The organism is Pseudomonas sp. NPDC012596 (genome assembly GCF_042902325.1).
GTDB lineage: Bacteria > Pseudomonadota > Gammaproteobacteria > Pseudomonadales > Pseudomonadaceae > Aquipseudomonas.
The window spans coordinates 1-23,281 of the sequence record NZ_JBIBEB010000030.1; the positions used below are offsets into that span (position 1 = coordinate 1).

The 23,281-nt window shown below is 65.2% G+C and carries 19 protein-coding genes; 15 read left to right on the forward strand and 4 right to left on the reverse strand.

Annotated elements, in window-relative coordinates; genetic code table 11:
• Window positions 1-423: 423 nt before the first annotated feature.
• Window positions 424-2,316 (forward strand): penicillin-binding protein 2, encoded by a 1,893-nt coding sequence (mrdA, locus tag ACFY68_RS25400; protein WP_387533216.1) that lies wholly within the window; start codon window positions 424-426, stop codon window positions 2,314-2,316.
• A 30-nt stretch (window positions 2,317-2,346) separates the two neighbouring features.
• Here the strand turns inward: mrdA and ACFY68_RS25405 are convergent, their stop codons facing one another.
• Window positions 2,347-3,261, reverse strand: coding sequence for a LysR substrate-binding domain-containing protein (locus ACFY68_RS25405; protein WP_387533219.1), 915 nt, complete (start codon window positions 3,259-3,261; stop codon window positions 2,347-2,349).
• 95 nt (window positions 3,262-3,356) lie between these two features.
• On the opposite strand from ACFY68_RS25405, the gene ACFY68_RS25410 reads away from it, so the two are divergent.
• The 3 genes from ACFY68_RS25410 (at window position 3,357) to ACFY68_RS25420 (ending at window position 7,110) form a co-directional block, all read left to right on the forward strand.
• Entirely contained in the window at window positions 3,357-4,451 is a 1,095-nt protein-coding gene (locus tag ACFY68_RS25410; RefSeq protein WP_387533222.1) for a tartrate dehydrogenase, read from the forward strand.
• 66 nt (window positions 4,452-4,517) lie between these two features.
• Window positions 4,518-5,825, forward strand: a complete 1,308-nt coding sequence (locus tag ACFY68_RS25415; RefSeq protein ID WP_387533225.1) for a substrate-binding domain-containing protein — start codon at window positions 4,518-4,520, stop codon at window positions 5,823-5,825.
• A gap of 220 nt (window positions 5,826-6,045) precedes the next feature.
• Window positions 6,046-7,110, forward strand: a complete 1,065-nt coding sequence (locus ACFY68_RS25420) for a TerC family protein (protein WP_387533228.1) — start codon at window positions 6,046-6,048, stop codon at window positions 7,108-7,110.
• 48 nt (window positions 7,111-7,158) lie between these two features.
• Here the strand turns inward: ACFY68_RS25420 and ACFY68_RS25425 are convergent, their stop codons facing one another.
• Window positions 7,159-8,388, reverse strand: a complete 1,230-nt coding sequence (locus ACFY68_RS25425; protein ID WP_387533231.1) for an acyl-CoA dehydrogenase — start codon at window positions 8,386-8,388, stop codon at window positions 7,159-7,161.
• Between the two features lie 139 nt (window positions 8,389-8,527).
• Here ACFY68_RS25425 and ACFY68_RS25430 point away from each other — a divergent pair, with 139 nt between their 5' ends.
• The 6 genes from ACFY68_RS25430 to ACFY68_RS25455 all read left to right on the forward strand — a co-directional run bounded on the left by ACFY68_RS25430 (window position 8,528) and on the right by ACFY68_RS25455 (window position 14,172).
• Complete coding sequence (locus ACFY68_RS25430) at window positions 8,528-9,454, forward strand: LysR family transcriptional regulator (RefSeq protein WP_346612384.1); 927 nt, start codon at window positions 8,528-8,530, stop codon at window positions 9,452-9,454.
• Window positions 9,455-9,599: 145 nt separating this feature from the next.
• Window positions 9,600-9,908 carry a YecR family lipoprotein gene (yecR, locus tag ACFY68_RS25435; protein ID WP_387533234.1) on the forward strand — a complete coding sequence of 103 codons (309 nt, stop codon included), beginning with the start codon at window positions 9,600-9,602 and terminating at the stop codon, window positions 9,906-9,908.
• A 191-nt stretch (window positions 9,909-10,099) separates the two neighbouring features.
• Window positions 10,100-11,254, forward strand: a complete 1,155-nt coding sequence (locus ACFY68_RS25440; protein WP_387533237.1) for a cysteine desulfurase family protein — start codon at window positions 10,100-10,102, stop codon at window positions 11,252-11,254.
• A 477-nt stretch (window positions 11,255-11,731) separates the two neighbouring features.
• Window positions 11,732-12,622, forward strand: a complete 891-nt coding sequence (locus ACFY68_RS25445; RefSeq protein WP_387533240.1) for a LysR family transcriptional regulator — start codon at window positions 11,732-11,734, stop codon at window positions 12,620-12,622.
• 84 nt (window positions 12,623-12,706) lie between these two features.
• Complete coding sequence (locus ACFY68_RS25450) at window positions 12,707-13,537, forward strand: AraC family ligand binding domain-containing protein (RefSeq protein ID WP_387533243.1); 831 nt, start codon at window positions 12,707-12,709, stop codon at window positions 13,535-13,537.
• 50 nt (window positions 13,538-13,587) lie between these two features.
• Window positions 13,588-14,172 (forward strand): LysE family translocator, encoded by a 585-nt coding sequence (locus ACFY68_RS25455; protein ID WP_387533246.1) that lies wholly within the window; start codon window positions 13,588-13,590, stop codon window positions 14,170-14,172.
• A gap of 65 nt (window positions 14,173-14,237) precedes the next feature.
• On the opposite strand, the gene ACFY68_RS25460 is transcribed toward ACFY68_RS25455, so the two are convergent.
• Window positions 14,238-15,437: a sugar transporter gene (locus ACFY68_RS25460; RefSeq protein ID WP_346612379.1), complete on the reverse strand. Its 1,200-nt coding sequence runs from the start codon at window positions 15,435-15,437 to the stop codon at window positions 14,238-14,240.
• A gap of 202 nt (window positions 15,438-15,639) precedes the next feature.
• Here ACFY68_RS25460 and ACFY68_RS25465 point away from each other — a divergent pair, with 202 nt between their 5' ends.
• The gene (locus ACFY68_RS25465) at window positions 15,640-16,956 is read left to right on the forward strand and encodes a hypothetical protein (protein WP_387533249.1); all 1,317 of its coding nucleotides are present in this window, start codon (window positions 15,640-15,642) and stop codon (window positions 16,954-16,956) included.
• A gap of 85 nt (window positions 16,957-17,041) precedes the next feature.
• Here the strand turns inward: ACFY68_RS25465 and calA are convergent, their stop codons facing one another.
• On the reverse strand, window positions 17,042-18,094 hold the full coding sequence (calA, locus tag ACFY68_RS25470; RefSeq protein ID WP_346612377.1) for a vanillin reductase: 1,053 nt from the start codon (window positions 18,092-18,094) through the stop codon (window positions 17,042-17,044).
• 180 nt (window positions 18,095-18,274) lie between these two features.
• On the opposite strand from calA, the gene ACFY68_RS25475 reads away from it, so the two are divergent.
• The 4 genes from ACFY68_RS25475 (at window position 18,275) to ACFY68_RS25490 (ending at window position 23,280) form a co-directional block, all read left to right on the forward strand.
• Entirely contained in the window at window positions 18,275-19,180 is a 906-nt protein-coding gene (locus ACFY68_RS25475) for an AraC family transcriptional regulator N-terminal domain-containing protein (RefSeq protein WP_387533252.1), read from the forward strand.
• Window positions 19,181-19,272: 92 nt separating this feature from the next.
• Window positions 19,273-19,779, forward strand: coding sequence for a sigma-70 family RNA polymerase sigma factor (locus ACFY68_RS25480; protein WP_346612375.1), 507 nt, complete (start codon window positions 19,273-19,275; stop codon window positions 19,777-19,779).
• Entirely contained in the window at window positions 19,776-20,765 is a 990-nt protein-coding gene (locus ACFY68_RS25485; protein ID WP_387533255.1) for a FecR family protein, read from the forward strand. Before ACFY68_RS25480 ends, ACFY68_RS25485 begins: the two co-directional genes overlap by 4 nt.
• A gap of 79 nt (window positions 20,766-20,844) precedes the next feature.
• On the forward strand, window positions 20,845-23,280 hold the full coding sequence (locus ACFY68_RS25490; RefSeq protein ID WP_387533258.1) for a TonB-dependent siderophore receptor: 2,436 nt from the start codon (window positions 20,845-20,847) through the stop codon (window positions 23,278-23,280).
• Window position 23,281 lies beyond the last annotated feature (1 nt).

Below are 23,281 nucleotides of genomic sequence, written 5' to 3' on the forward strand. Positions count from 1 at the left end.
CAAGGCTGACAACTATGGCCTATCAGGCCATGGCACGTTGCAACAAATGTGGGAGCGGGCTTGCCCCGCGAAGCGCCGCGCGGGCGGCGCTCGATATACGCCACACCGCAAATCGCACGACATGCACCTCAAGGCGAGCCGCGCAACCCGTGGCCGTCTCCGAAGGTGCATGAACAAATCTTCATGTGGCCGTGAACCCCCTGACGGCGGGCTGAAGCGCCGCCCCAGGGACCGCAGGCGCTGGTGTTTGCCTTGAGAGCAGGCGCCAGCCCGCGTAGCATCGCCGCCCCGCATGCTTGTGGGAGCCGGCTTGCCGGCGATTCGGGTGCGTAGCACTCGTCTACATCCATGTTGGCTGGCCTGGCGTATTTGCTGGCAAGCCGGCTCCCACAGGTTTCGCGTTCAGCCAACACACCATCGCCCATGCCCCAACCGATCCCCCTCAAGGACCACGAAAAGGAAAAGAGCCTGGTCAACCGCCGGCTGCTCGCCTGCGCGGCCCTGGTCTTCAGCCTGGTTGCCGTCCTGATCGGCCGGCTTTACGTGCTGCAGGTGCTGCAACACGACCAGCAGTCCGCGGTGTCGGAAAACAACCGCGTGCATGTGCTGCCCATCGCCCCCGAGCGCGGCTTGATCTACGACCGCAACGGCGTGGTGCTGGCCGACAACAAGCCCAGCTTCGACCTGACCATGACCCGCGAACGCGCAGGCGACCCGGCCAAGGTGCTCGATAACCTGGCGCAAATCCTGAGCCTGGGCGAGGACGACCGCAAGCAGTTCGACAAGGACCTGCGCCGCGGCCGCAAACCGTTCGAGCCAGTGACGCTGATGGTCGGCCTGACCGAAGAGCAGATTGCCCTGGTGGCGGTCAACCAGTTCCGCCTGCCGGGCCTGGAGGTAGAGCCGCAGTTCATCCGCGAATACCCCTTGGCCGAACACTTCGCCCATTCGGTCGGCTATGTCGGGCGCATCAACGAGAAAGAAGCCAAGACCCTCGACAGCACCGAATACCGCGGCACCCAGTCAATCGGCAAGACCGGCATCGAGCACTTCTATGAAGCCCAGCTGCACGGCCATGTCGGCTACGAAGAAGTCGAGACCAACGCCCAGGGCCGGGTGATGCGCGTGCTCAACCACCAGGACCCGATCCCGGGCAAGGACATCATCCTGAGCATCGACAGCCACCTGCAGGTGGCCGCCGAAAAAGCCCTGGGCGACCGCCGCGGTTCGGTGGTGGTGCTCGACCCCGCCAACGGCGACGTGCTGGCGATGGTCAGCAACCCCAGCTTCGACCCCAACCTGTTCGTCAAGGGCATCAGCTTCAAGCAGTACGCGGCCCTGCGCGACTCGATCGACAGGCCGCTATTCAACCGCGTGCTGCGCGGGCTGTACGCGCCGGGTTCGACGGTCAAGCCGGAAGTGGCCATCGCCGGCCTCGACAGCGGTGTGATCACGCCCGGCAACCGGGTGTTCGACCCCGGCTACTACGAGCTGCCCAACTACGACCACAAGTACCGCAACTGGAACCGCAGCGGCGACGGCTGGGTGGACATGTACACTGCCATCATGCGTTCCAACGACACCTACTTCTACGACCTGGCGCACAAGCTCGGCATCGACCGCCTGCACGACTACATGGCCGAATTCGGCCTCGGCCAGAAGGTCTCGCTGGACATGAACGAAGAGGCGGCCGGGCTGATGCCCTCGGCCCAGTGGAAGCGCGCCACCCGCCGCCAGGCGTGGTTCCCGGGCGAGACGCTGATTCTCGGCATCGGCCAGGGCTACATGCAGGTCACCCCGCTGCAGCTGGCCCAGGCCACCAGCCTGCTGGCCAGCAAAGGCGTGTGGCACCGCCCCCACCTGGCGATGACCGTGGGCGGCGAGACCCCGGTCGACCCCAACCCGATGCCGGACATCGTGCTGCACGACCGGCGTGCCTGGGACCAGGTCAGCCAGGGCATGCAGATGGTCATGCACGACCCGCGCGGCATCGCCCGCGCCTCCGCCGCCGGCGCCCAGTACCGCATCGCCGGCAAGAGCGGCACGGCGCAGGTGGTGGCGATCAAGCAAGGTGAGCGCTACAACCGCAACAAGACCCTCGAACGCCACCGCGACAACGCCCTGTTCGTCGGCTTCGCCCCCGCCGACCATCCCAGCGTGGTGGTAGCGGTGATGATCGAGAACGGCGAGGCCGGTGGCCGCGTGGCGGGGCCGGTGGTGCGCGAGGTCATGGATGCCTACCTGCTGGATGAGCAGGGGCACCTGAAACCGCAGTATGCCGGGGGAGCAGCGCCCAAGCAGGTGCCGCACACCTGACGCTGGCGCCAGCTGAATTCCCCAGTCTGATCACCCCCCCGGCAACCGATAGCGGTCGGCAAAATACTGCCGAAAAAACTCGACCGCCACCCGCACCTTGGCCGAGCCGGCCAACGGTGCGGTGTACACCGCCCAGATATCCGCCGCCTGCTGATACCCCTCCAGCACCCGAACCAGCCGGCCATTGTCCAGGCTGTCGTGCACATCCCACCACGAGCGCAGCACGATCCCACGCCCGTCCAGGCACCACTGGTGCACCACCTCACCATGGTTGCTCGACAGCGCGCCGGTCACCCGCACGCTCTCCTCGCCGGCCGGCCCCTGCAGGTGCCACAGGCCGAACGGGTGATCCCGCTCCTTGATCACCAGGCAATCATGGGCGGCCAGGTCGGCCAACGTCTTCGGCGTACCGCGCCGGGCCAGGTAGTCAGGCGACGCACACAGCACCCGGCGGTTGCGGGCAAGGCGCTTGGCGATCAGGTTTGGCGCAATGGTATCGCCCACGCGTATATCCAGGTCGATGCCCTCGGTGGCCAGGTCCACCAGGCGGTCATGCACATCCAGGCGAATATCCAGCCGTGGGTAACGCGCCGCCAGCTCCGACAACGCCGGCGCCACCAGGCGCCGGCCCAGGCCAAGGCTGCTGGCGATGCGCAACTGCCCGGCCGGCTCGCGCTGGCCTGCATCCAGCTCATCACCCATGCGCTGCAACGCTTCGAACATCTGCTGCGCCCATTGATAGACCCGCTCGCCCTCCTCGCTCACCGTCACCCGCCGGGTGGTGCGGTGCAGCAGGCGCACGCCCAGGTCCGTTTCGAGCTGGCGAATGCGCTTGCTGACGAACGCCGCCGACATGCCGCGCGCCTCGGCCACCGCCGCGAAGCTGGCGCGACGGGCCACCTGAAGGAAAATATCGAGATCGTCGAGGCTCGGCAGATTGTTCACGATACGTACACTAAGAATCCATGGTTTGGTGGATTATCTCTAAACAGCCACCTTATAGCATGGACCACCTCTGCTCCCCAGCCACTAGGTGCACCATGAACAAGACATTCAAGATTGCCGCCATCCCCGGTGACGGCATCGGCAACGAAGTGCTCCCCGAAGGCATTCGCGTGCTTGAGGCAGCCGCGCGCAAGCACGGCCTGGACCTCGCGTTCGAATATTTCGAGTGGGCCAGCTGCGACTATTACCTGGCCCACGGCAAGATGATGCCGGACGACTGGTTCGAGCAGCTCAAGGGCTTCGACGCGCTGTACTTTGGCGCGGTCGGCTGGCCGGACAAGGTGCCCGACCATATTTCCCTGTGGGGCTCGCTGCTGAAGTTTCGCCGCGACTTCGACCAGTACGTGAACATCCGCCCGGTGCGCCTGTTCCCGGGCGTACCCTGCCCGCTGGCCGGCAAGCAGCCGGGCGACATTGATTTTGTGGTGGTGCGGGAAAACACCGAAGGGGAGTATTCGTCCCTGGGTGGGCGCATGTTCGAAGGCACCGACAACGAAATCGTTTTGCAGGAATCGGTGTTCACCCGCCGCGGCGTCGACCGCATCCTCGAGTACGCCTTCGAACTCGCGCAGGGCCGCCCCCGCCAGCATGTGACCTCGGCCACCAAGTCCAACGGCATGGCTGTGAGCATGCCCTACTGGGACGAGCGCACCGCGGCCATGGCGCAGCACTACCCCGAAATCAGCTGGGACAAGCAGCACATCGACATCCTCTGTGCACGTTTCGTGCTGCAGCCGGAGCGCTTCGACGTGGTGGTGGCGTCGAACCTGTTCGGTGACATCCTCTCCGACCTGGGGCCCGCCTGCACCGGCACCATCGGCATTGCGCCGTCGGCCAACCTCAACCCCTCGCGAAGGTTCCCGTCGCTGTTCGAGCCGGTGCACGGTTCGGCACCGGACATCGCTGGCAAGCACATCGCCAACCCGATCGGCATGATCTGGTCCGGTGCGATGATGCTCGAGTTCCTCGGCAAAGCCGCGCCCGATGGCCGCTACCAGGTAGCGCACGATGACATTCTGCGGGCCATCGAGACCGTTATCGGCAAAGGTGAAACCACCCCCGACATGGGCGGCAGCCGCTCGACACAGGCCGTCGGCCAAGCGATCGTCGACGCACTGGGCGCTGCCTGACCGTCACATTTCGGTCACGCTACCGTCGTAATCTGCCGGGCAACTCTATGCCAAAGGTCGCCCGGCATGCTCCGCCTGCTGCTCTTGCTGCTTCCCCTGCTCCCCGTTGCGGCCGTGGCCGAGCCCCTGCACCTGCGTGTGCAAGGCTCCAACACCATCGGCGCGGCCCTGGTGCCTGCGCTGGTACAGGGGCAATTGCGGGCGCAACAGGCCACAGCCATCGAGCAACGGCCCGGCGCCGCGGCCAACGAAACCGTGATCGATGCCCGCGATGCCCACGGCCAGGCGTTGCGCATCGATATCGCGGCGCACGGGTCGAGCACCGGCTTCAGCGCACTTGGCCGTGGCGAGGCCGACCTGGCCGCCGCTTCCCGCCCCATCACCGATGCCGAAGCGCAACAGCTCAAGGCACTGGGCGACCTGCGTGCGGCCAGCGCCGAGCAGGTTATAGGGCTGGACGGTGTGGCGGTGATCATCCACCCCGACAACCCCCTGCCGCAGCTGACCACAGCGCAACTGGCGCAGGTCTTTTCTGGGCAGATCCAGCGCTGGGAACAGCTGGGCGTAGCAGGCGGCGCGATTCACCTGTATGCCCGTGACGACCGCTCCGGCACCTTCGAAACGTTCAAGGCACTGGTGCTGGAACCCAACCATGGCGAACTGGCCGCCTGGGCCCTGCGCTTCGAGTCGAGCGACGCGCTGGCCGAACGGGTCGGCGCCGACCGCCAGGCCATCGGTTTCAGCAGCCTGGCTGCCGTGCACGGGGCCAAGGTGCTGGCCGTTGCCGAAGGCGATGCCCCCGCCATGCTCCCGGAGCGGCCAATGGTGGCCAGCGAAGACTACCCGCTGTCACGCCGGCTGTACTTCTATCTGCCCGCCAATGCCAAGCCCCAGGCCAAGGCCTTGGCCGAGTTCGCCCAAAGCCCGGCTGGCCAGGCCATCGTCGCCGAACAGGGGTTCGTGTCGCAGCAGGTCAAAGCCCTTGCGGTGCCGGCGCAGGCCGACATGCCGCCGCGCTATCGCAACCTGGCGCAGCAAGCGCAGCGCCTGAGCGTGAACTTTCGCTTTCAGGCAGGCAGCGCCAGCCTCGACAACAAGGCCCTGCGCGATGTGCAACGGGTGGCCGCGTACCTGCGCCAGGCCGGCAAGCTGCAGAGCAAGGCAGTGCTGGTGGGGTTTGGCGACCCTAAGGAAACACCCGGCCGCGCCGCCCTGCTTTCGCGCCTGCGAGCCCAGGCAGTACGCCGCGAGCTGGCGCGCGACGGCGTTGAAGTGCTGGAGGTGACGGGCTTGGGCGATGAACTGCCTGTGGCGGGTAATGAGCGGGAGCAAGGGCGCTTGCGCAATCGCCGGGTGGAAGTGTGGGTGTACTGATTGCCCAGGCAGCTGTTGGCATGGCAGCAGGTATTCAACAGCTACTCATCCGGCGCAACAGGGGTATGCCCGAGCAAAGTTTTGTAACAGCGCGCCATTCGGCATCACCGGGAAATGGGTCTAGGCTCAAGCCCATGTGATACCGGGCCCCTCTGACGGCTACTGCGCCGCCATGTCGGATCACTGTTGCCATGCAACGTCGACAACTCAGGAGGGGCTCATGACGGCTCTACAGACATTCCTCACCACACCCTTTCTCGGCACCAGCACCTGGTTGTGGCTGGTGTTCATGGCCATTGTCATCGGCCTGCTGGTGCTTGACCTGGGTGTGCTGCACCGCCAGGACCGTGAAATCGAAATGCGCGAGAGCCTGCTGCTGTATTCAGGCTATTTCAGCGTGGGCGTGCTGTTTGGCGCGTGGGTCTGGTTCGAGCTGGGTGCGCAGCCGGCGCTGGAGTTCTACACCGGTTTTCTGGTCGAGCAATCGTTGTCGATGGACAACGTATTCGTCATGGCCATGATCTTCGGTTTCTTCTCCATCCCCCGCCGCTACCAGCACCGCGTGTTGTTCTGGGGCATCCTGGGCGTGGTGCTGCTGCGCGCGATCATGATCGGCGTGGGTGCGACGCTGGTGCAGAACTTCGAATGGGTGTTGTACATCTTCGGCGCGTTCCTGCTGTTTACCGGGGTGAAGATGGCGTTGTCCAAAGAGGACAGCCATGTCGACCTGGCCAACAACCCGGTGTTGAAGTTCGTCAGGCGGCACATGCGCGTGACCGACCAGATACACGGCTCGCATTTTTTCGTGCGCCTTACCCCGCCGGGCCAGAGCAAGGCGTTGCGCTACGCTACACCACTGTTCCTGGCGCTTGTGCTGATCGAACTGGCTGACCTGGTGTTCGCGGTCGACAGCGTGCCGGCGATCTTCGCCATTACCCAGGATCCGTTCATCGTCTACACCTCGAACATCTTTGCCATTCTGGGGCTGCGGTCGCTGTACTTTGCCTTGTCGGCGTTGATGCACCGGTTTGTTTACCTCAAGTATGCCTTGGCAATGGTGCTGATCTTCATTGGCTGCAAGATTTTCTACCACGGCATGGTGGGCAAGGTGCCCGCGTTGCTGTCGCTGGGGGTGACATTCGGGTTGTTGCTGGGTGGGGTGGTGGTGTCCCTGGTCAAAACGCGGGGGGAAAATCCTGCGCCGAGTGAAGCTCAACACGAGCAGGTGGCTGCTGGTGAAAGCAAGGGCGCTGAAAAGGAGGAAGACCCGCAATTGCGGGTTTGAGTGGCGGCACGAGCCCAGTGGTGAAGGACCACGGGCTCGCGCGACGGCTTACCGCCCGCTACGCAACATATCCGCCGGCACATACTTGCCAATTTCATACTTGCCTATCGCCGCCCGGTGCACTTCATCCGGGCCATCGGCCAGGCGTAGGGTGCGCTGCATGGCATACATGTACGCCAGCGGGAAATCGCCGCTCACCCCTGCCCCACCATGAATCTGGATAGCCCGGTCGATCACCTTCAGGGCCACATTCGGCGCTACAACCTTGATCTGTGCGATCTCGCTGCGCGCGACCTTGTTGCCAACCGTGTCCATCATGTAGGCCGCCTTCAGAGTCAGCAGCCGCGCCATGTCGATTTCCATGCGCGAGTCGGCGATCTTATCGACGTTGCCGCCCAGTCGCGCCAGCGGCCGGCCAAACGCGGTGCGCGCAACGGCGCGTTTGCACATCAGCTCCAGCGCACGTTCAGCCATGCCTACCGAGCGCATGCAGTGGTGGATGCGGCCTGGGCCGAGGCGCCCCTGGGCGATTTCGAAGCCGCGCCCTTCACCGAGGATCACGTTGTCGTAGGGCACGCGCACGTTTTCGAACAGCACTTCGGCGTGGCCATGGGGAGCATCGTCGTAGCCGAACACGGGCAAGGGCCGGACGATCTTCACCCCAGGCGCATCGGTCGGCACCAGCACCATCGAGTGTTGCTGGTGGCGCGGGCCTTCTGGGTCGGACAGGCCCATGAAGATCATCACCTTGCAGCGCGGGTCACAAGCGCCGGAGGTCCACCATTTGCGGCCTTTGATCACCCATTCGTCACCGTCACGCACGGCCGTGGCGGCCATGTTGGTGGCGTCCGAGGAGGCCACGTCCGGTTCGGTCATGGCGAAGGCCGAGCGAATCTCGCCGCGCAGCAGCGGTTCCAGCCACTGGCGCTTCTGCGCCTCGCTACCATAGCGCACCAGCACTTCCATGTTGCCGGTGTCCGGCGCCGAGCAGTTGAACGGCTCGGGCCCCAGTAACGAGCGGCCCATGATCTCGGCCAGCGGCGCGTACTCCAGGTTGCTCAGGCCGGCGCCGTATTCCGACTCGGGCAGAAACAGGTTCCACAGGCCCTCGGCGCGTGCCTTGGCCTTGAGTTCTTCCATGATTGCGGTGGGCTGCCAGCGGTCGCCTTCGGCAACCTGGCGCTCGAACACCGGCTCGGCGGGATAGACATGGGCATCCATGAACGCGGTGACGCGCTCGCGCAGTGCCTGGACCTTGGGCGAATAGGCGAAATCCATCGGGGCTACCTTCACGGTTCGAAGTACATGGGCAGAGCCTAGAGCAGCGCACCTCGATCTACCTAGTCTATTTTCCGCGTGTATTAACATTCATAACCGATATATGATCGGGCAATAATTCCAACAAAGAGCGGCGCCCATGAACCTCAGCAAGGTCGACCTCAACCTGTTCATTGTCTTCGATGCGATTTACACCGAAGCCAACCTGACCCGCGCCGGGCAGATCGTCGGCATCACCCAGCCGGCGGTGTCCAACGCGCTGTCGCGCTTGCGCGAAACCTTCAACGACCCGCTGTTCGTGCGCACCGCCCAAGGCATGGTGCCTACGCCCATGGCGCAAAACATCATCGGCCCGGTGCGCAACGCCTTGGCGCTGCTGCGCACGTCGGTGCAGGAAAGCCGCATCTTCAACCCGCAGCAAGCCAACAAGACCTTCCGCATCAGCATGACCGACCTCACCGAGGCGGTGATCCTGCCGCCGCTGTTCCAACGCTTGCGCCGCCTGGCACCCGCGGTGCTGATCGAAAGCTTCCTTTGCAAGCGCCGCGAGACCACCAAGGAACTGGCCGCCGGGCGCCTGGACTTTGCCGTGGACGCGCCGTTGAACACCGACCCACAGGTGCGCCACGTCAAGCTGATGCAGGACCGCTACGTCTGCGCCCTGCGCCAGGGCCACCCGCTGGCGGACGCCAAACTGACCCTCGACAACTACCTGAGCATGACCCATATCCATATTTCCAGCCGGCGCAACGGGCTGGGCTACGTCGACCTGGCGCTGGGCAAGATGGGCGTGCAACGCAAGGTCGCGTTGCGTTCGCAGCATTACCTGATGGCCTCGCAGGTGCTGCAACAGACCGACATGGTGATGACCGTGCCGGAGCGCTTCGCCCGCCGCCATCAGTTGCGCTATCAGCCGCTACCGGTGGACGTACCTGCGCTGGAGACGCACCTGTATTGGCACGAAAGCACCGACCAGGACCCGGCCAACCGCTGGATGCGCGAACAGATCATCGAGCTGTGCGAACGGGTGGTGGCCGAAGAGGAACGGGCGCTGGAGCCGGCCTGAGGCCCCTTACAGCCAGGTGCCATTAGCACACCCGTACTATCCGCCTGCACCCAGGCCCCATGCTAACGTCGACAGCTCATCCCCCCATCGCATCAGGAAGCCGCGCCGCCGCGCGCGTGCGTCCGTGTAAAGGACTATGTCGACCATGAAAACAACCATTGCCACGCTTACCCTTGCAGCCCTGTTTTTGACCGGCTGCGCCACACCGAAAAACTGGGAAGCCACCGGCGGTAGCAAGAACGACGGTGTGGTGCAGGTTTCGTACGAGCTGGGCCAGTTCGAGAGCGGCCAGAGCGACGCGGCCCAAGGCCTGCAAGTGGCCACCGCACGGTGCAAGACGTGGGGCTACAAAAGCGCGGAGCTCACCGGGAGCGAGAAAAACATCTGCCGTACCATGGGGCAATACAATTGCCTGCAGACCACCATCACTCAGGATTATCTCTGCCAGAAGTAACCGCTCCGTCGCGTGGGCTTGCGAAAAGCCCACGCCGTAAAACAAATTCCAAGATCCGCAGTGAATGGAGAATATTTTTCTCCGCCAACGCCATCCAGCTCAAACAAAAGGGCAAAACCTTCTTCACCCCCACCGGTACCCTTGCTGCAACGATCGCCGACCTCACGGCCACAGCCAAGGATCCGCCCACCATGCTCAGCGCCCCACTCTATTTCGACTACGCCGCCACCACCCCGGTAGATGACCGCGTCATCGAAACCATGCTGACCTGCCTGGGCCGCCAGGTGAACTTCGGCAACCCCGCCTCAATGGGCCACGCCTATGGCCAGAGTGCCCGTGACGCCGTCGAGCAGGCCCGCCAGCAAGTGGCCGAGCGCATCGCTGCAAGTGCCGATGAACTGGTGTGGACATCGGGCGCCACGGAGTCCAACAACCTCGCCCTCAAAGGCATTGCCCAGGGCCTCGGCCAGCCGGGCCACCTGATCACCAGCCAACTGGAGCACAAGGCCGTGCTCGATACCGTCAACGAGCTGGAGCGCCAAGGCTGGGCGGTAACCCGCCTGGCGCCGGATGCCGCCGGGCTGATTCAGCCCTATGACGTGCAGGCAGCCCTGCGCGCCGATACCCGCCTGGTGTCGCTGATGGCCGTGAACAATGAACTGGGGACCGTCACCGATTTCGCCGCCATTGGCCAGCGCGTGCGGGCCCATGGGGCACTGCTGCATGTGGATGCCGCCCAGGCGGTGGGCAAATTGGCCATCGACCTGCAAGCGATGGCAGTCGACCTGATGTCATTCTCGGCGCACAAGGTGTATGGCCCGAAAGGCATCGGCGCGTTGTTCGTCGGGCCACGCGCACGTGGGCTGATGCGCGCGCAGATACACGGTGGTGGCCATGAACGCGGGCTGCGCTCGGGCACCCTGGCGACCCATCAGATTGTCGGCATGGGCACTGCCTTCGCCTTCGCCGGCCAGCCTGGCGACAGCGAGCACCAGCGCATCGAGCAGCTCGCCAGGCGCCTGCGCGAAGGGCTGCTGGCGCTGCCTGGGGTAAGCCTCAATGGCTGCGCGACTCAGCGCATCCCGCATACCCTCAACCTGTGCATTGAGGCTCCAGGCTTCAACAGCGCGGCGTTGGCCAGCGAGCTGGCGCTGTCGACCACCTCGGCCTGCAACTCGGCGAGCAACGCAGCGTCGCATGTGTTGCTGGCGTTGGGGCTGGATGAACAGCGGGCACGCAAGAGTGTGCGGGTGAGTATTGGGCGGTTTACTCAGCAGGCCGAGGTGGAGAAAGCCATCGAGGTGTTCGGGCGGGTGGTGGCGGCGGGCTCGGTGGCGTTGTGGTGACATTTTGGGGGGGCGCCGCTAGAAGTTCAGCGGGTTGGGAACCGAGCGGCGCCCGTGGGGCGCTTCGCGAAGCGCTTGCCTTGAGATCTTCAGCGCCCATGAGATCGAGCGCCGCCCGCGCGGCGCATCGCGGCTAAAGCCGCTCCTACATTTGTTGCAACGTGCCATGGCCTGATAGGCCATAGTTGTTAGCCTTGGTGGCTCGACGATATTTTTCGGCTGGCGCTGCTGGCGCCCCACCTGTCTTCAGTCATGCGCCAAGGCGGACAACCATGGCCTGACTGGAACGGCACGTTGCAACAAATGTAGGAGCGGCTTTAGCCGCGATGCGCCGCGCGGGCGGCGCTCGATCTCAATATCCCCACAAGAACCTCGGCGGGCACCTGTAGGCCTTGGTGGTGTAGCGGCGCTTGGCATCTTTCCTGATAATCCGAAAAAGCGGCAGAATGCAGCAACACTTTCTCCCACGGAATGAAAATGCTGCGCTTCACTGACCTCGAACTGTTCGTGCGCAGCAGCGCGCTGGGCAGCTTCACCGCCGCTGCCCACGAGGCTGACTTGCTGCCCGGCCAGGTTGCCGCCGCGATCAAGCGCCTGGAGCGCGACCTCGACGTACGCCTGTTCGCCCGCACCACACGCAGCCTGCGCCTGACCGCCGAGGGCGAGCTGTACCTGCCCACGGCGCTGAGCGTGCTGGAGAGCCTGCGTCAGGGCCGCGATAACCTGCACGGTGCGCGCACTACCCTGCGCGGCGTGCTGCAGGTGTCGGCGCCCTCGGACCTTGGGCGCAACATCCTGCTGCCGTGGCTCAGCGAGTTCCGCCGCGAACACCCCAAGCTGACCTTGCGCTTCCACCTCTCCGACCAGGTGGCCGACCTGTTCCGCGACCCGGTGGACGTGGCCATCCGCTATGGCCTCAACCAAGAAGCCAACTACATCGCCCTGCCTCTGGCGCCGTGGAACCGCCGTGTGCTGGTCGCATCGCCTGATTATCTGGCGCGCCACGGCAGGCCGCAGGCACTCGAAGACCTGCAACAACACGCCTGCCTGTTGTACCTGCAACTGGGGCGCACCTACGACAAATGGCGGCTGGGCAACCGCACCGTGCAGGTCAGCGGCCCGCTGTTCAGCGACGACGCCGACGTGGTGCGGCGCTGGGCACTGCTGGGCGAGGGCATAGCCTACAAGTCATGGCTGGATGTAAGTGCCAACGTCGCCTCAGGCGAGCTGGAAGTGCTGCTGCCCGAATACCCGGGCGAACTCACCCCGGTGACCTTGGTCTGCCCGCACCGCAAGCAGCTGTCGCCTGCGGTGTCGCAGTTGCACATCTGGTTGCATGACCGCTTCGCCGCCCAACAGCCGCAATGAAGCGCCGCGCTGCACAAATGTTCTAAACCGCTGCCAGCTTCTGCGATAAGGTGAACTGCCCTACCCCTCTGCAGCCTTGCCGCCATGCCCAACTGGATCGACCTCAAGCAAGACGCCGACACCGGCATCGAGTCGGTCCGCGCGCATTTCGTTGGCCACGCCTACGACCCGCACTGGCACGACAGTTTTCTGGTCGGCTACACCGAACAGGGCGTGCAGCAGTTCGATTGCCGGCGGGTGCGCCACCACAGCACGCCAGGGCACGTGTTCCTGCTCGAGCCCGGTGATATCCACAACGGCCATGCCCCCACAGAAGAGGGCTTTACCTATTCGACGCTGTACCTTGAGCCGAAGTGGCTGGAGGCCGAACTGCGCGCGTTGTTCGAGCAGGCGCCAAGCGACAGCCTGCCCAGTATCGCCGACCCGCTGTGCCATGACCCCCGCCTGGTCGGCGCCACCGCCCGCGCATTCCAGGCCGTGCACGGCGAAGAGCTGCGTATCGTGCGGCAAACCGCCACCGATGACCTGCTCGGCTGCCTGACCGGCCACCTGCACTGGCGCAAGCGCCTGAACCCCGACCCGCGCCTGCCGCTGACCGCGCAGCGGGCGCGTGATTACCTGCACACCCACCTGGACCAGGACATCGGCCTGGACGACCTGGCGCAGGCCTGCGGCATTGATCGCTTTCGCCTTACCCGCGCGTTCAAGGCCGCCTTCGGCCTGGCGCCGCATGCCTACCTGATCCAGCTGCGCCTGGCGCGCGCTCGGCGGCTGCTTGCTCAGGGCCAGACACCAACCGAAGTGGCCATGGCCCTGGGTTTTGCCGACCAGAGCCACTTGGGCCGCTGGTTCCGCCGTGCCTACCAGCTCACCCCGGCAGACTACCGGCGCCGCTGCACAAACCTTCCAGACTGACGCGCGGCGATGCCCGAGCATGGTGCTCTGTTCAATCGGAGCCTTTCACCATGTCGCATTCGTTGTTGCCGTTCATCCTCTTCGCCCTGGTCGCCAGCATCAGCCCGGGGCCAACCAACCTGCTGATCCTGGCCCATGGCGCGCGGCAAGGCATGCGCGCCAGCGTGGCGCCGATCCTGGCGGGCTGCGGTGCGGCGGCGGCGGTTGTACTGCTGGTCGGGCTTGGGCTGGGCGAAGTGCTGATGCGTCATCCGCTGGCCAGACAGGTGATGAGTTGGGCCGGCGTATTGTGGTTGAGCTGGCTGGCATGGCGCATTCTGCGCAGCGCCGGGCAGCCCCTGGATGTAGGCGCAGCCAAGCCGTTCGGTGCCCTCAGTGCAGCGTCACTGCAAGTGGTCAACCCGAAAGTGTGGATGATGGCCGTGGCGGTGATTGGCGTGTTTGCGGCGCCTTCCTTGCCGGTGTGGCAACTTGCGCTGGTGTTTCTGCTGATTGCCCTGCCGTGCATGACGGCCTGGGCATTGCTTGGGGTGGGCAGTGCGCGCTGGTTGCAGGCGCCGGGGCGGTTGCTGTGGTTCAACCGCGGGTTGGCGGGGTTGCTGCTGGTATCGGCCTGGGCTGCACTGCTTGGCTGATTTCACTGTTCGCTGGTGCGGCAGCTGCGCGCCGCACCCACAAAAAACACCGCCAGCACCGGGTGTCAGTGGCTCAGCGCCTCGCGAAACCGCCGGGTACTGGCCACCGCCAACAGCAACCCGACCACCGCCACGCTGCCGCCGACCATGCCGATATCGGCCACGCCCATCTGGCTGCTGACGATACTGCCCAGCAGCGCCCCGCCACCGATGCCGATGTTGTAAATGCCCGAGAACAGTGCCATGGCCACATCCGTCGCATCGGACGCCAGCTTCAGGGTCTTGGACTGCAGCGCCAGGCTGAAACTGAGGATCGCAATACCCCAGAGCATGCTCAGCCCGGCAAACAGGTAGAAGTTGCCTGACAGCGGCAAAAGCAGCAGCAGGCACGCCGCCAGCAGGCCGATCGAGCCCACCAGGAAGCCATGCGGGAAGCGGTCGCTGTAGCGGCTGAACAGCAGCGAGCCGAACACCCCGGCGCCACCGAACAGCAACAACAAGAGCGTGGTGCGCTCGCCACCGATCTGCGCCACGTGCAAGGCAAACGGCTCGATATAGCTGTAGGCCGTGAACTGCGCGGTGATCACCAGCGTCACCAGCACATAGGTGATGACCAGCGCCGGGCGCTTGAACAGGATCGGCAGGCTGCGCAACGAGCCCGAATTCTGGCTGGGCAGCAGCGGCAGCGATTTCATCAGGCACAGCATGGTGGCCAGCGCGACACCGGCAATGCTGAGGAACGTCACGCGCCAGCCCAGCGCTTCGCCGACCACGCGGCCCAGCGGGATGCCCAGCACCATCGCCAGGGTGGTGCCGGTCGCCAGCAGGCCAAGCGCCTTCGCCTGCTGGCCGGGCGGCGCCACGCGCACCGCCAACGAGGCGGTGATGGCCCAGAACACAGCATGCGACAGGGCGATGCCGATACGGCTCACCAGCAGCATGGCGAAGCTCTGCGACAGCCACGACAACAGGTGGCTGATGATGAACACCATGAACACGAACAGCAGCAGGCGCCGCCGCTCGATGTTGCGTGTCAGCAGCATCATCGGCAGCGAAGCCAGGGCTACCACCCAGGCGTAGATGGTCAGCATCAGGCCGACCTGCGCGGTGGTCATGTCGAAACTGCTGCCGATGTCGCTGAGCAGCGCCACCGGGACGAACTCTGTGGTGTTGAAAATGAAGGCCGCCAGGGCCAGAGCGATCACGCTCAGCCAGCTGCCGCCATCGCTGGCCGCTGGCACGTCGGTGGGGATGGGTCCGTTCATGGGTGGAATTCTGTTCTCCGCAGGCATGGCGAAAGGACGCGCGTCAGGGGCCAAGTATCGGCCGCGCTGAGGCACGGGTTTGTTATTGGAGGGAATGCCCGCATGGTACGCGTCAATATCGTGCCTCACAACCCGCCGCGTATTGCAGGTACCATGCGCGCTGTGTGTGGAATGCAAGCGGAACAAGGAGCCCGATCCGCCCATGAACGATCAACATGCCCAGCAACAATGGCAGCAAGCGGTCACTGCCTATGCCCAGGCCATCAACCGCTACGTCGCGCAAGGCTGCGCCCAAGGCTGGGACGACCTCGAAGAACCGCAACACGCCGCCACCGAGCACCTGCTCGATGCCTGGCAGGGCGCCCTGCAGGCCGTCAACCGGCCGGATGTCGACGAACATCAACGCCAGGCCTTCCGCGCGGCCTGGCCGCCAGCGCACCTGCCGCTGGTGCCCCTGCTCGACGCCCACGGGCAAGGCATCTGCAACGTCCTGCTGCTGGACGATGGCAGCCTGCTGGCGCGCATCGGCATGCCGTATGAAAAGGGCCAGGTGGTGCGCATCGATCAACAGGCTGTGACCCCGGTGATTGGTATCGAGCACTTTGGCCGCTGCCCGCAGCGACGCTACTTTGCCTTGGCCAACGCCGAGGGGGTACGGGTTACCGATGGCTGGGGCGGCCCGCAGGTTGCTCGCCTGCCTTGGCCGAACGGGCTGGAAGGCCTGCCAGCGGGTTACCCGTTCGAACCGTTCGACCTGCCGCCGACACCCACCACGCTGGTGCCTTTCGCGGACGGCCAGCGGGTGCTGCTGGTCAGCGCCGAGGGCATTTTCCTGCTTGCCGCTGAGGGGGCTACGCGGTTGCTGCCGCGTGAGTCGCAGGTGCTCGAAGCGCTGGCCGAAGGCACCGACCCGGACGATATCGGCCTGGGGCTGGCCATGGAGCATGGCGCGGTGTCGCCGGATGGCCGGCTGATCGTGGTCGGCGAACAGAGCAGCCGCCATCTGGTTCTGAACGATCAACTGCAACCCGTGGCGGAGATCGGCCCTGGCGGCGAGTACCCGCATTTCGCCCTGTTCAACCGCAGCGGCGACCAACTGATCGTCAATGCCTGCCACTTCTACAACGGCGGCACCCTGGGGGTACGCGTGGCGGACCTGCCGGGGCTGGATACCGAATACTACAGCGAAGACCCGCGCACACCGTTGCTGCAGGATGGCGCGCGGGTTTATGCCGGGGTAGCCGGTGATGGCGAGTACATAGTTGGCGATGCCTACGGTTACCTGCGGGCGTTTGGCGAGGATGGCGCGGAACATTGGCAGCATTACCTGGGTTCGACCATCAGCGCCATGGACCTCAGCGCGGACGGGCGCACGCTGGTTGCGGCGAGCCATGCCGGGTTCATTTCGATAATCGCGCTGGGCAGTGGGCGGCCTGAGTGGCAGATCGGCACCGGGGCGCATGGCGAGGTGCGGCGGTGGTTGTTCTGGAAGGGGTGGGACAAGGCGATGGCCTGGTAGTCCTGCACCGGCCTCATCGCGGGCAAGCCCGCTCCTACAGGAGCGGGCTTGCCCGCGATGAGGCCGGCCCAGCCAAACGCCCGAATCAGCCCTGCAGCGTGGCCATGTCGATCACGAAGCGGTACTTCACATCGCCCGCGATCATCCGCTCATACGCCTGGTTGATGTTGCGGATATCCAGCATCTCGATGTCGCAACGGATGTCGTGCTCGGCACAGAAATCCAGTACTTCCTGGGTCTCGGCGATGCCGCCGATCAACGAACCGGCCAGTACTCGGCGCTTCATTACCAGGTTGGCTGCATGCACCGCCGGGTCGATCGGCTCGATCAGGCCCACCAGAATGTGCACGCCGTCGAACTTCAGCGTTTCCAGGTACGGGTTGAGGTCGTGCTGCACCGGGATGGTGTCGAGCAGGAAGTCAAAGCGCCCGGCGGCGGCGCGCATCTGCTCGGCATCGGTGGAGACGATCACGTGGTCCGCACCTTGGCGGCGGGCTTCGTCGGCCTTGGCCTGGGAGCGGGTGAACAGGGTCACCTCGGCGCCCAGCGCCTTGGCCAGCTTGATGCCCATGTGGCCCAGGCCGCCCATGCCGAGAATGCCGACCTTGTGGCCGGGGCCGACGCCATGGTGCTTGAGCGGCGAATAGGTGGTGATGCCGGCGCAGAGGATGGGCGCAGCGCTAGGCAGGTCCATGCCGGCCGGGATGCGCACCACGAAGTGCTCGCTGACCACGATGCTGCTGGAGTACCCGCCCATGGTGTTGCTGCCGTCGACCCGGTCCGGGGTGGCGTAGGTCATGGTCGGGCCTTCCAGGCAGTACTGCTCCAGGTCCTTGGCGCACGCCTCGCAATGGCGGCACGAATCGACCATGCAGCCGACACCGACCAGGTCGCCGACCTTGTGCGCCGACACCTTGTCGCCCACCGCGGTTACGCGGCCGATGATTTCGTGGCCAGGCATCAGCGGGTAAACGGCAATGCCCCACTCGTTGCGGGCCTGGTGAATGTCGGAGTGGCACACGCCGCAGTAGAGGATCTCGATGGCGACGTCGTCCGGGCGCGGGCTGCGGCGCTCGAACGTCATGGGGGCCAGGGGGCTGGTCGGGGTTTGGGCGGCGTAACCGATGGCGGTATACATGCGGGACCTCATGGGGAAGTGAAACGATTCAGGCGACGCATTGTGCGCGCCCTCGCCTGCGGTGCCCACGGCAGATTCTCCGGCATGCATGCCTGATTCTCCGAACCTCTCATTCGCCACCTGGCGCTGGCCTGCCAATCTGCGATGATGCAACTGTCTGATTCTCTGCCCTGGTTCATCATGCAGCTAACCCGCCACGTCGACGCCAACGCCCCGTTGTGCACCCTTATTCGCAGCCTCGCCAGCCGCCCGGGCTTCGTGCCCACGCACCTGCCACAGGTGCAAGTGTTGAGCTGGGACCATTACGTGGCCAGCAGCCCGCAGATCTACGAGCCGAGCCTGATGATCCTGGCCCAGGGCAGCAAGCTAGCGCGCCTGGGGCCACGCACCCTGGAGTACGGTGCCGGGCATTATCTGGTGCAAGCGCTGTCGGTACCGTTCATGTGCGAAACCTTTGCCACCGCAGAAGAACCGCTGCTGGGCGTGGCGGTGGACATCGACCGTGGCGTGCTGGGTGAACTGGTGCAGAGCATGGAGTTGGCACCCGACGCCGCAGTGCAGGCGCAGACGCCGCAGTCGATGACCTCGGCAGCGCTCGATGGGCCGATGCGCGAAAGTGTCGAGCGCCTGCTGCGCTGCCTGCAGGACCCGGTCGACGCCAAGGTGCTCGGGCCGGCGCGGGTCCGTGAGGTGCTGTACACGGCACTGCGTGGCCCACAGGCCGGGGTGCTGCGGGCACTGGTCGAGCAGCAGGGGCACTTCGCCCGCATCGGCGCCGCTCTCGCCCACCTGCGCGAACACTACAGCGAGCCGCTGAGCGTCGAAGCACTGGCAGCGTGCGCGAACATGAGCGTGTCGACCTTCCACGAGCACTTCAAGCGTTGTACCGACATGGCGCCGATGCAATACCTCAAGCGCTTGCGCCTGCTAAAGGCCCAGCAGATGCTGATCGGCGAAGGCCTGGGGGTGGCGCAGGCGGCGCACCGGGTGGGTTACCAGAGCACCTCGCAGTTCAGCCGCGAGTACAAGCGCCAGTTTGCCCGTAGCCCGGGGGATGAACTGCCATATCAGAGTTTGCCTGTCTGAGGGAACATCTGTTCAGCGCCACCCCATTGCGAGTCATTCAGCGACCCGGCTAATATTGAGAACGATTCACACTCACAACTGGATGCCAGGCGTTGGACAGCACTTCGACCCGCAAGCTGGGCTTTTTCTTCAGCGACCATCACCGTTGGCTGCTTCAACACATCCACAAGCGCCTGCGCAACCGCGCCGATGCCGAGGATACCGCCGCCGAGGCCTTTTGCCAGATGCTCGGCGCCCGTGTCGACCCCGACAGCATCCAGCAACCTCGTGCCTACTTGTCGACCATCGCCCGGCGGCTTATTTTCGACCGCCACCGTCGGCGCCAGCTGGAACAGGCTTACCTCGAGCGCTTGGGGCAGCTGCCGGAACCGGTGGCCCCTTCGGCTGAAGAACAACTGCTGCTGATCGAGGCGTTGGTCACCATCGACCAAGTGCTCGACGGCCTGCCCGCCATCGTCAAGGCGGCGTTCCTGTACAGCCAGCTGGACGGCATGAGCTATGTCGACATCGCCAGCAAGCTGCAGATCAGCGAGCGCACCGTCAGCCGCTACATGAAGCAGGCCCTGCGCCAGTGCTACCTGTGCGAGGTGCAGCCATGAGCAGCCGGCCGCTGGATGCGATCAGCGAACAGGCCATCGACTGGATGGTGGCAGTCAACGCCCGCACACCTGACGACGCCCTGCTGCAGCGCCTGGCGCACTGGCTGCAGCAAGACCCCGCCCACCAGCAGGCCTGGGAGCGCCTGCAGCGCCGCCTTGGCCGCCCGCTCGCCACCTTGCGCGCGCTGGAGCAGCGTGCCCCCGGCCAGGCCGCCGAAGCGCGCCAGGTGTTACTGCAACCTACCCACTCGCGCCGTGAAGTGCTCGCCGCGCTGGCCAGCGTTGGCCTGTTCGGTGGCGCGTTGTGGGGCGCCTGGCGCAGTGACACCGCGCAAAACTGGCGGGCCGACCTGCACACCGGCAGTGGCGAACGGCGCACTTTCACCCTGGCCGACGGCAGCCGCCTGAGCCTAAACAGCGCCAGTGCCGTCGACCTGCACTTCGATGCCGGGCAACGCCTGCTGGTGCTGCGCCGTGGCGAATTGCTGATCCAGGTGGCCGCCGACCCTCGCCGCCCGTTGCGGGTGCGCACGGCCCAGGGCCAGGTTCAGGCGTTGGGCACGCGTTTTCTGGTCAGCCAGGAGCACACCGCCACGCGTGTCGTGGTGCTGGAACACAGCGTGCGCACCAGCCTGCCCGATGGCCGCTGGCTAGACCTGCAGCAGGGCCAGGCCGCGTTGCTGCGCAGCAATGCCATTGAGCCGCTGAACGACGACCAACAGCAGCGGGCCGCCTGGGTAGATGGGCGCCTGGAAGTGCTCGACGAACCGCTGCACGCTGTGATCGATGCCCTGCGCCCGTACCAGCGTGGCTACGTGCGTGTGGCCCCTGCCATCCGTGCCCTGCGGGTGCAAGGCGTGTTCCCGCTCGATCAGCCCCGCGAGGCGCTGCAAGCACTGGCGGAAACCCTGCCGATCAGCATTGAACACTACGGCCCGTGGCTGACCTTGATCGGCCCAGCCCACCCGCAACGAACAAAATCATGAAAATCATTCGCAAGCGTGTCCGGTTTTCATTTCTCGTTCCACCTATCTCCTGACAAGCCAATACAATCGGGAGAACTCCGTGCACAACCTCTGGCCCCGCGCCCTGCCCCTGGTCGCCGCCCTGACCAGCTTCAACGCCCTCGCCCAGGCGCCAACCCTGGCGTTCAACCTGCCGCCGGCAAGCCTTGCGGCAACGCTCAACCGCATTGCCAGCCAGAGCGGCACCATCATCGCCCTGGAACCTGCGCTGGTGCGCGGCAAGCAAGCCCCGGCCGTGGTCGGCCAGATGAGCGCCGAGCAAGCCATGCAGGCAGCCCTGGCCGGCAGTGGCCTGCAGTTGCGGGTCACCGGCAGCGGGCATTTCAGTGTGGCCCCGGCCACCCAGAGCGGTGATGCGCTGGAGCTGGGGAGCACCAGCATCACCGACGCCTACCTGGATGCCACCAGCGAGGGCACCGGCTCGTACGCCGCACGCGCGGTTACCCTGGGCAAAGGTACCCACACGCTCAAGGAAATCCCCCAGTCGATCACGGTGATTACCCGCAAACAGCTGGACGACCAAGGCATCACCGACCTGCAGGACGCGCTCAACCACACCACCGGCATCGTCGGCGCCCAAGGTATCGGGCCGGGCGTGGTGGTGACCTCACGCGGGTTTCAGATCGACGACTGGCAGTACGACGGCGTGCCGATCCCACGCAACAACTACTCGCTGGGCAACTGGGCTACCCAGGACCTGGTGTTCTTCGACCGCGTGGAGGTGCTGCGTGGTGCTTCGGGCTTGCTGCAGGGCACCGGCAGCCCGGGCGGCGCGATCAACCTGGTGCGCAAGCGCGGCCAAGCCACCCCGACCGTCACCGTCACCGGCAAGGCCGGCAGTTGGGACCACTATGGCCTGCAACTGGACGCCGGCGGCCCCTTGACCGAAGACGGTCGCGTGCGCGGCCGGGTGGTGGCAGACGAAGACCAGAGCGACAGCTTCATCGACTACCAATGGGGCAAGTCCCACTCCCTGTACGGTGCGCTGGATATCGACCTGACCGACGCCACCACCGTTGGCGCTGGCATCAGCTACAACCGCCAGCAGTCGCGGCCGATGCTGCGTGGCCTGCCCCGCTACGCCGACGGCAAGCCTATCGACCTGCCGCGGTCAACCTACACCGGCGCCCGCTGGAGCCGGGCAGAAAACGAGGTCACCACCTACTACCTGGACCTGGAGCACCGTTTCAACGACGACTGGGCGTTCAAGGCCGCCGCCGTGCGCATGGACGAAACCAACACCTCCACGCACCAGCGTGTGCAGACCACCGGCCAGGGCGTGGAGCCTGACGGCAGCGGCATCACCTACGCCGATTGGATCACCGACTTTCACAACACCAAGCTGGGCCTGGACATGAACGTGACAGGCCACTTCGACACAGGCTCCGTGGCCCACGAAATCACCGTAGGCGGCAACTACTCCAAGCTGACCTCGGACGACGCCTACTGGCGCAACTTCGATGCCTCCGACGACAACATCTTCGACATCGACCACAACCGCCCCGAGCCCAGCCGTGACAGCATGTTCGACGGCGAACTCGCCCGCGCCAACCGGGCCAGCTACGACATTCGCCAAAAAGGCCTGTATGGGGTGTGGCGGGTCAAGCCCATCGAAGACCTGACGCTGATCGTCGGTTCGCGCGTCAGCTGGTTCGACTACAGCTGGGACTCGATCGACTTCAACAGCCGCACTGACCCGGGTAACCGCTACCCCACCAGCCGCATGACCGAGTCGGGCGAGGTCACGCCCTATGCCGGTTTCGTCTACGACCTGACCCGCGAGTGGGCGTGGTACGCCAGCTACACTGATGTCTTCGTGCCGCAGACCGAACGCGCCGTCAACAACGTGCCGCTCAAGCCGGTGATCGGCAGCAACTACGAGACGGGCCTGAAAGGCGAGCTGTTCGACGGGCGGGTCAACGCCTCGCTGGCGGTGTTCCGCTACGATCAGGAAAACCGCGCGGTTACCGACGTGGCCTCAGGCTTTGCCTGTGACGACTGGTACTGCTCTACCGCAGCGGGCAAGGTGCGCAGCCAGGGCATCGAGGCCGAGATCAGTGGCGAAGTGCTCAGCGGCCTGCAGCTGTTTGCCGGCTACACCTACAACACCACCAAGTTCCTCGACGACCCGGATGAGGAAGGCCGGGTATTCAGCCAATGGACACCCAAGCACATGCTGCGCGCCTGGGCCGACTACACCCTGCCGCTGGACGGCCAGCGCTGGAGCACCGGCCTTGGCTTCACTACCCAAAGCCACACCCTGGGCTACGAGCGCTCCTATACCGTGCCCGGTTACACCGTGTGGAGCGCGCGCCTGGCCTACCAGCTGACGCCTGAAGTCAGCCTGGCGGTGAACGGCAACAACCTGTTCGACAAGAAGTACTGGGTGGCCGGTTTCAACCAGCTCAACGGCAGCAACAACTACGGCGAGCCGCGCAACTTCATGTTCACGGTCAAGTACACGCCGCAGTTCTGAC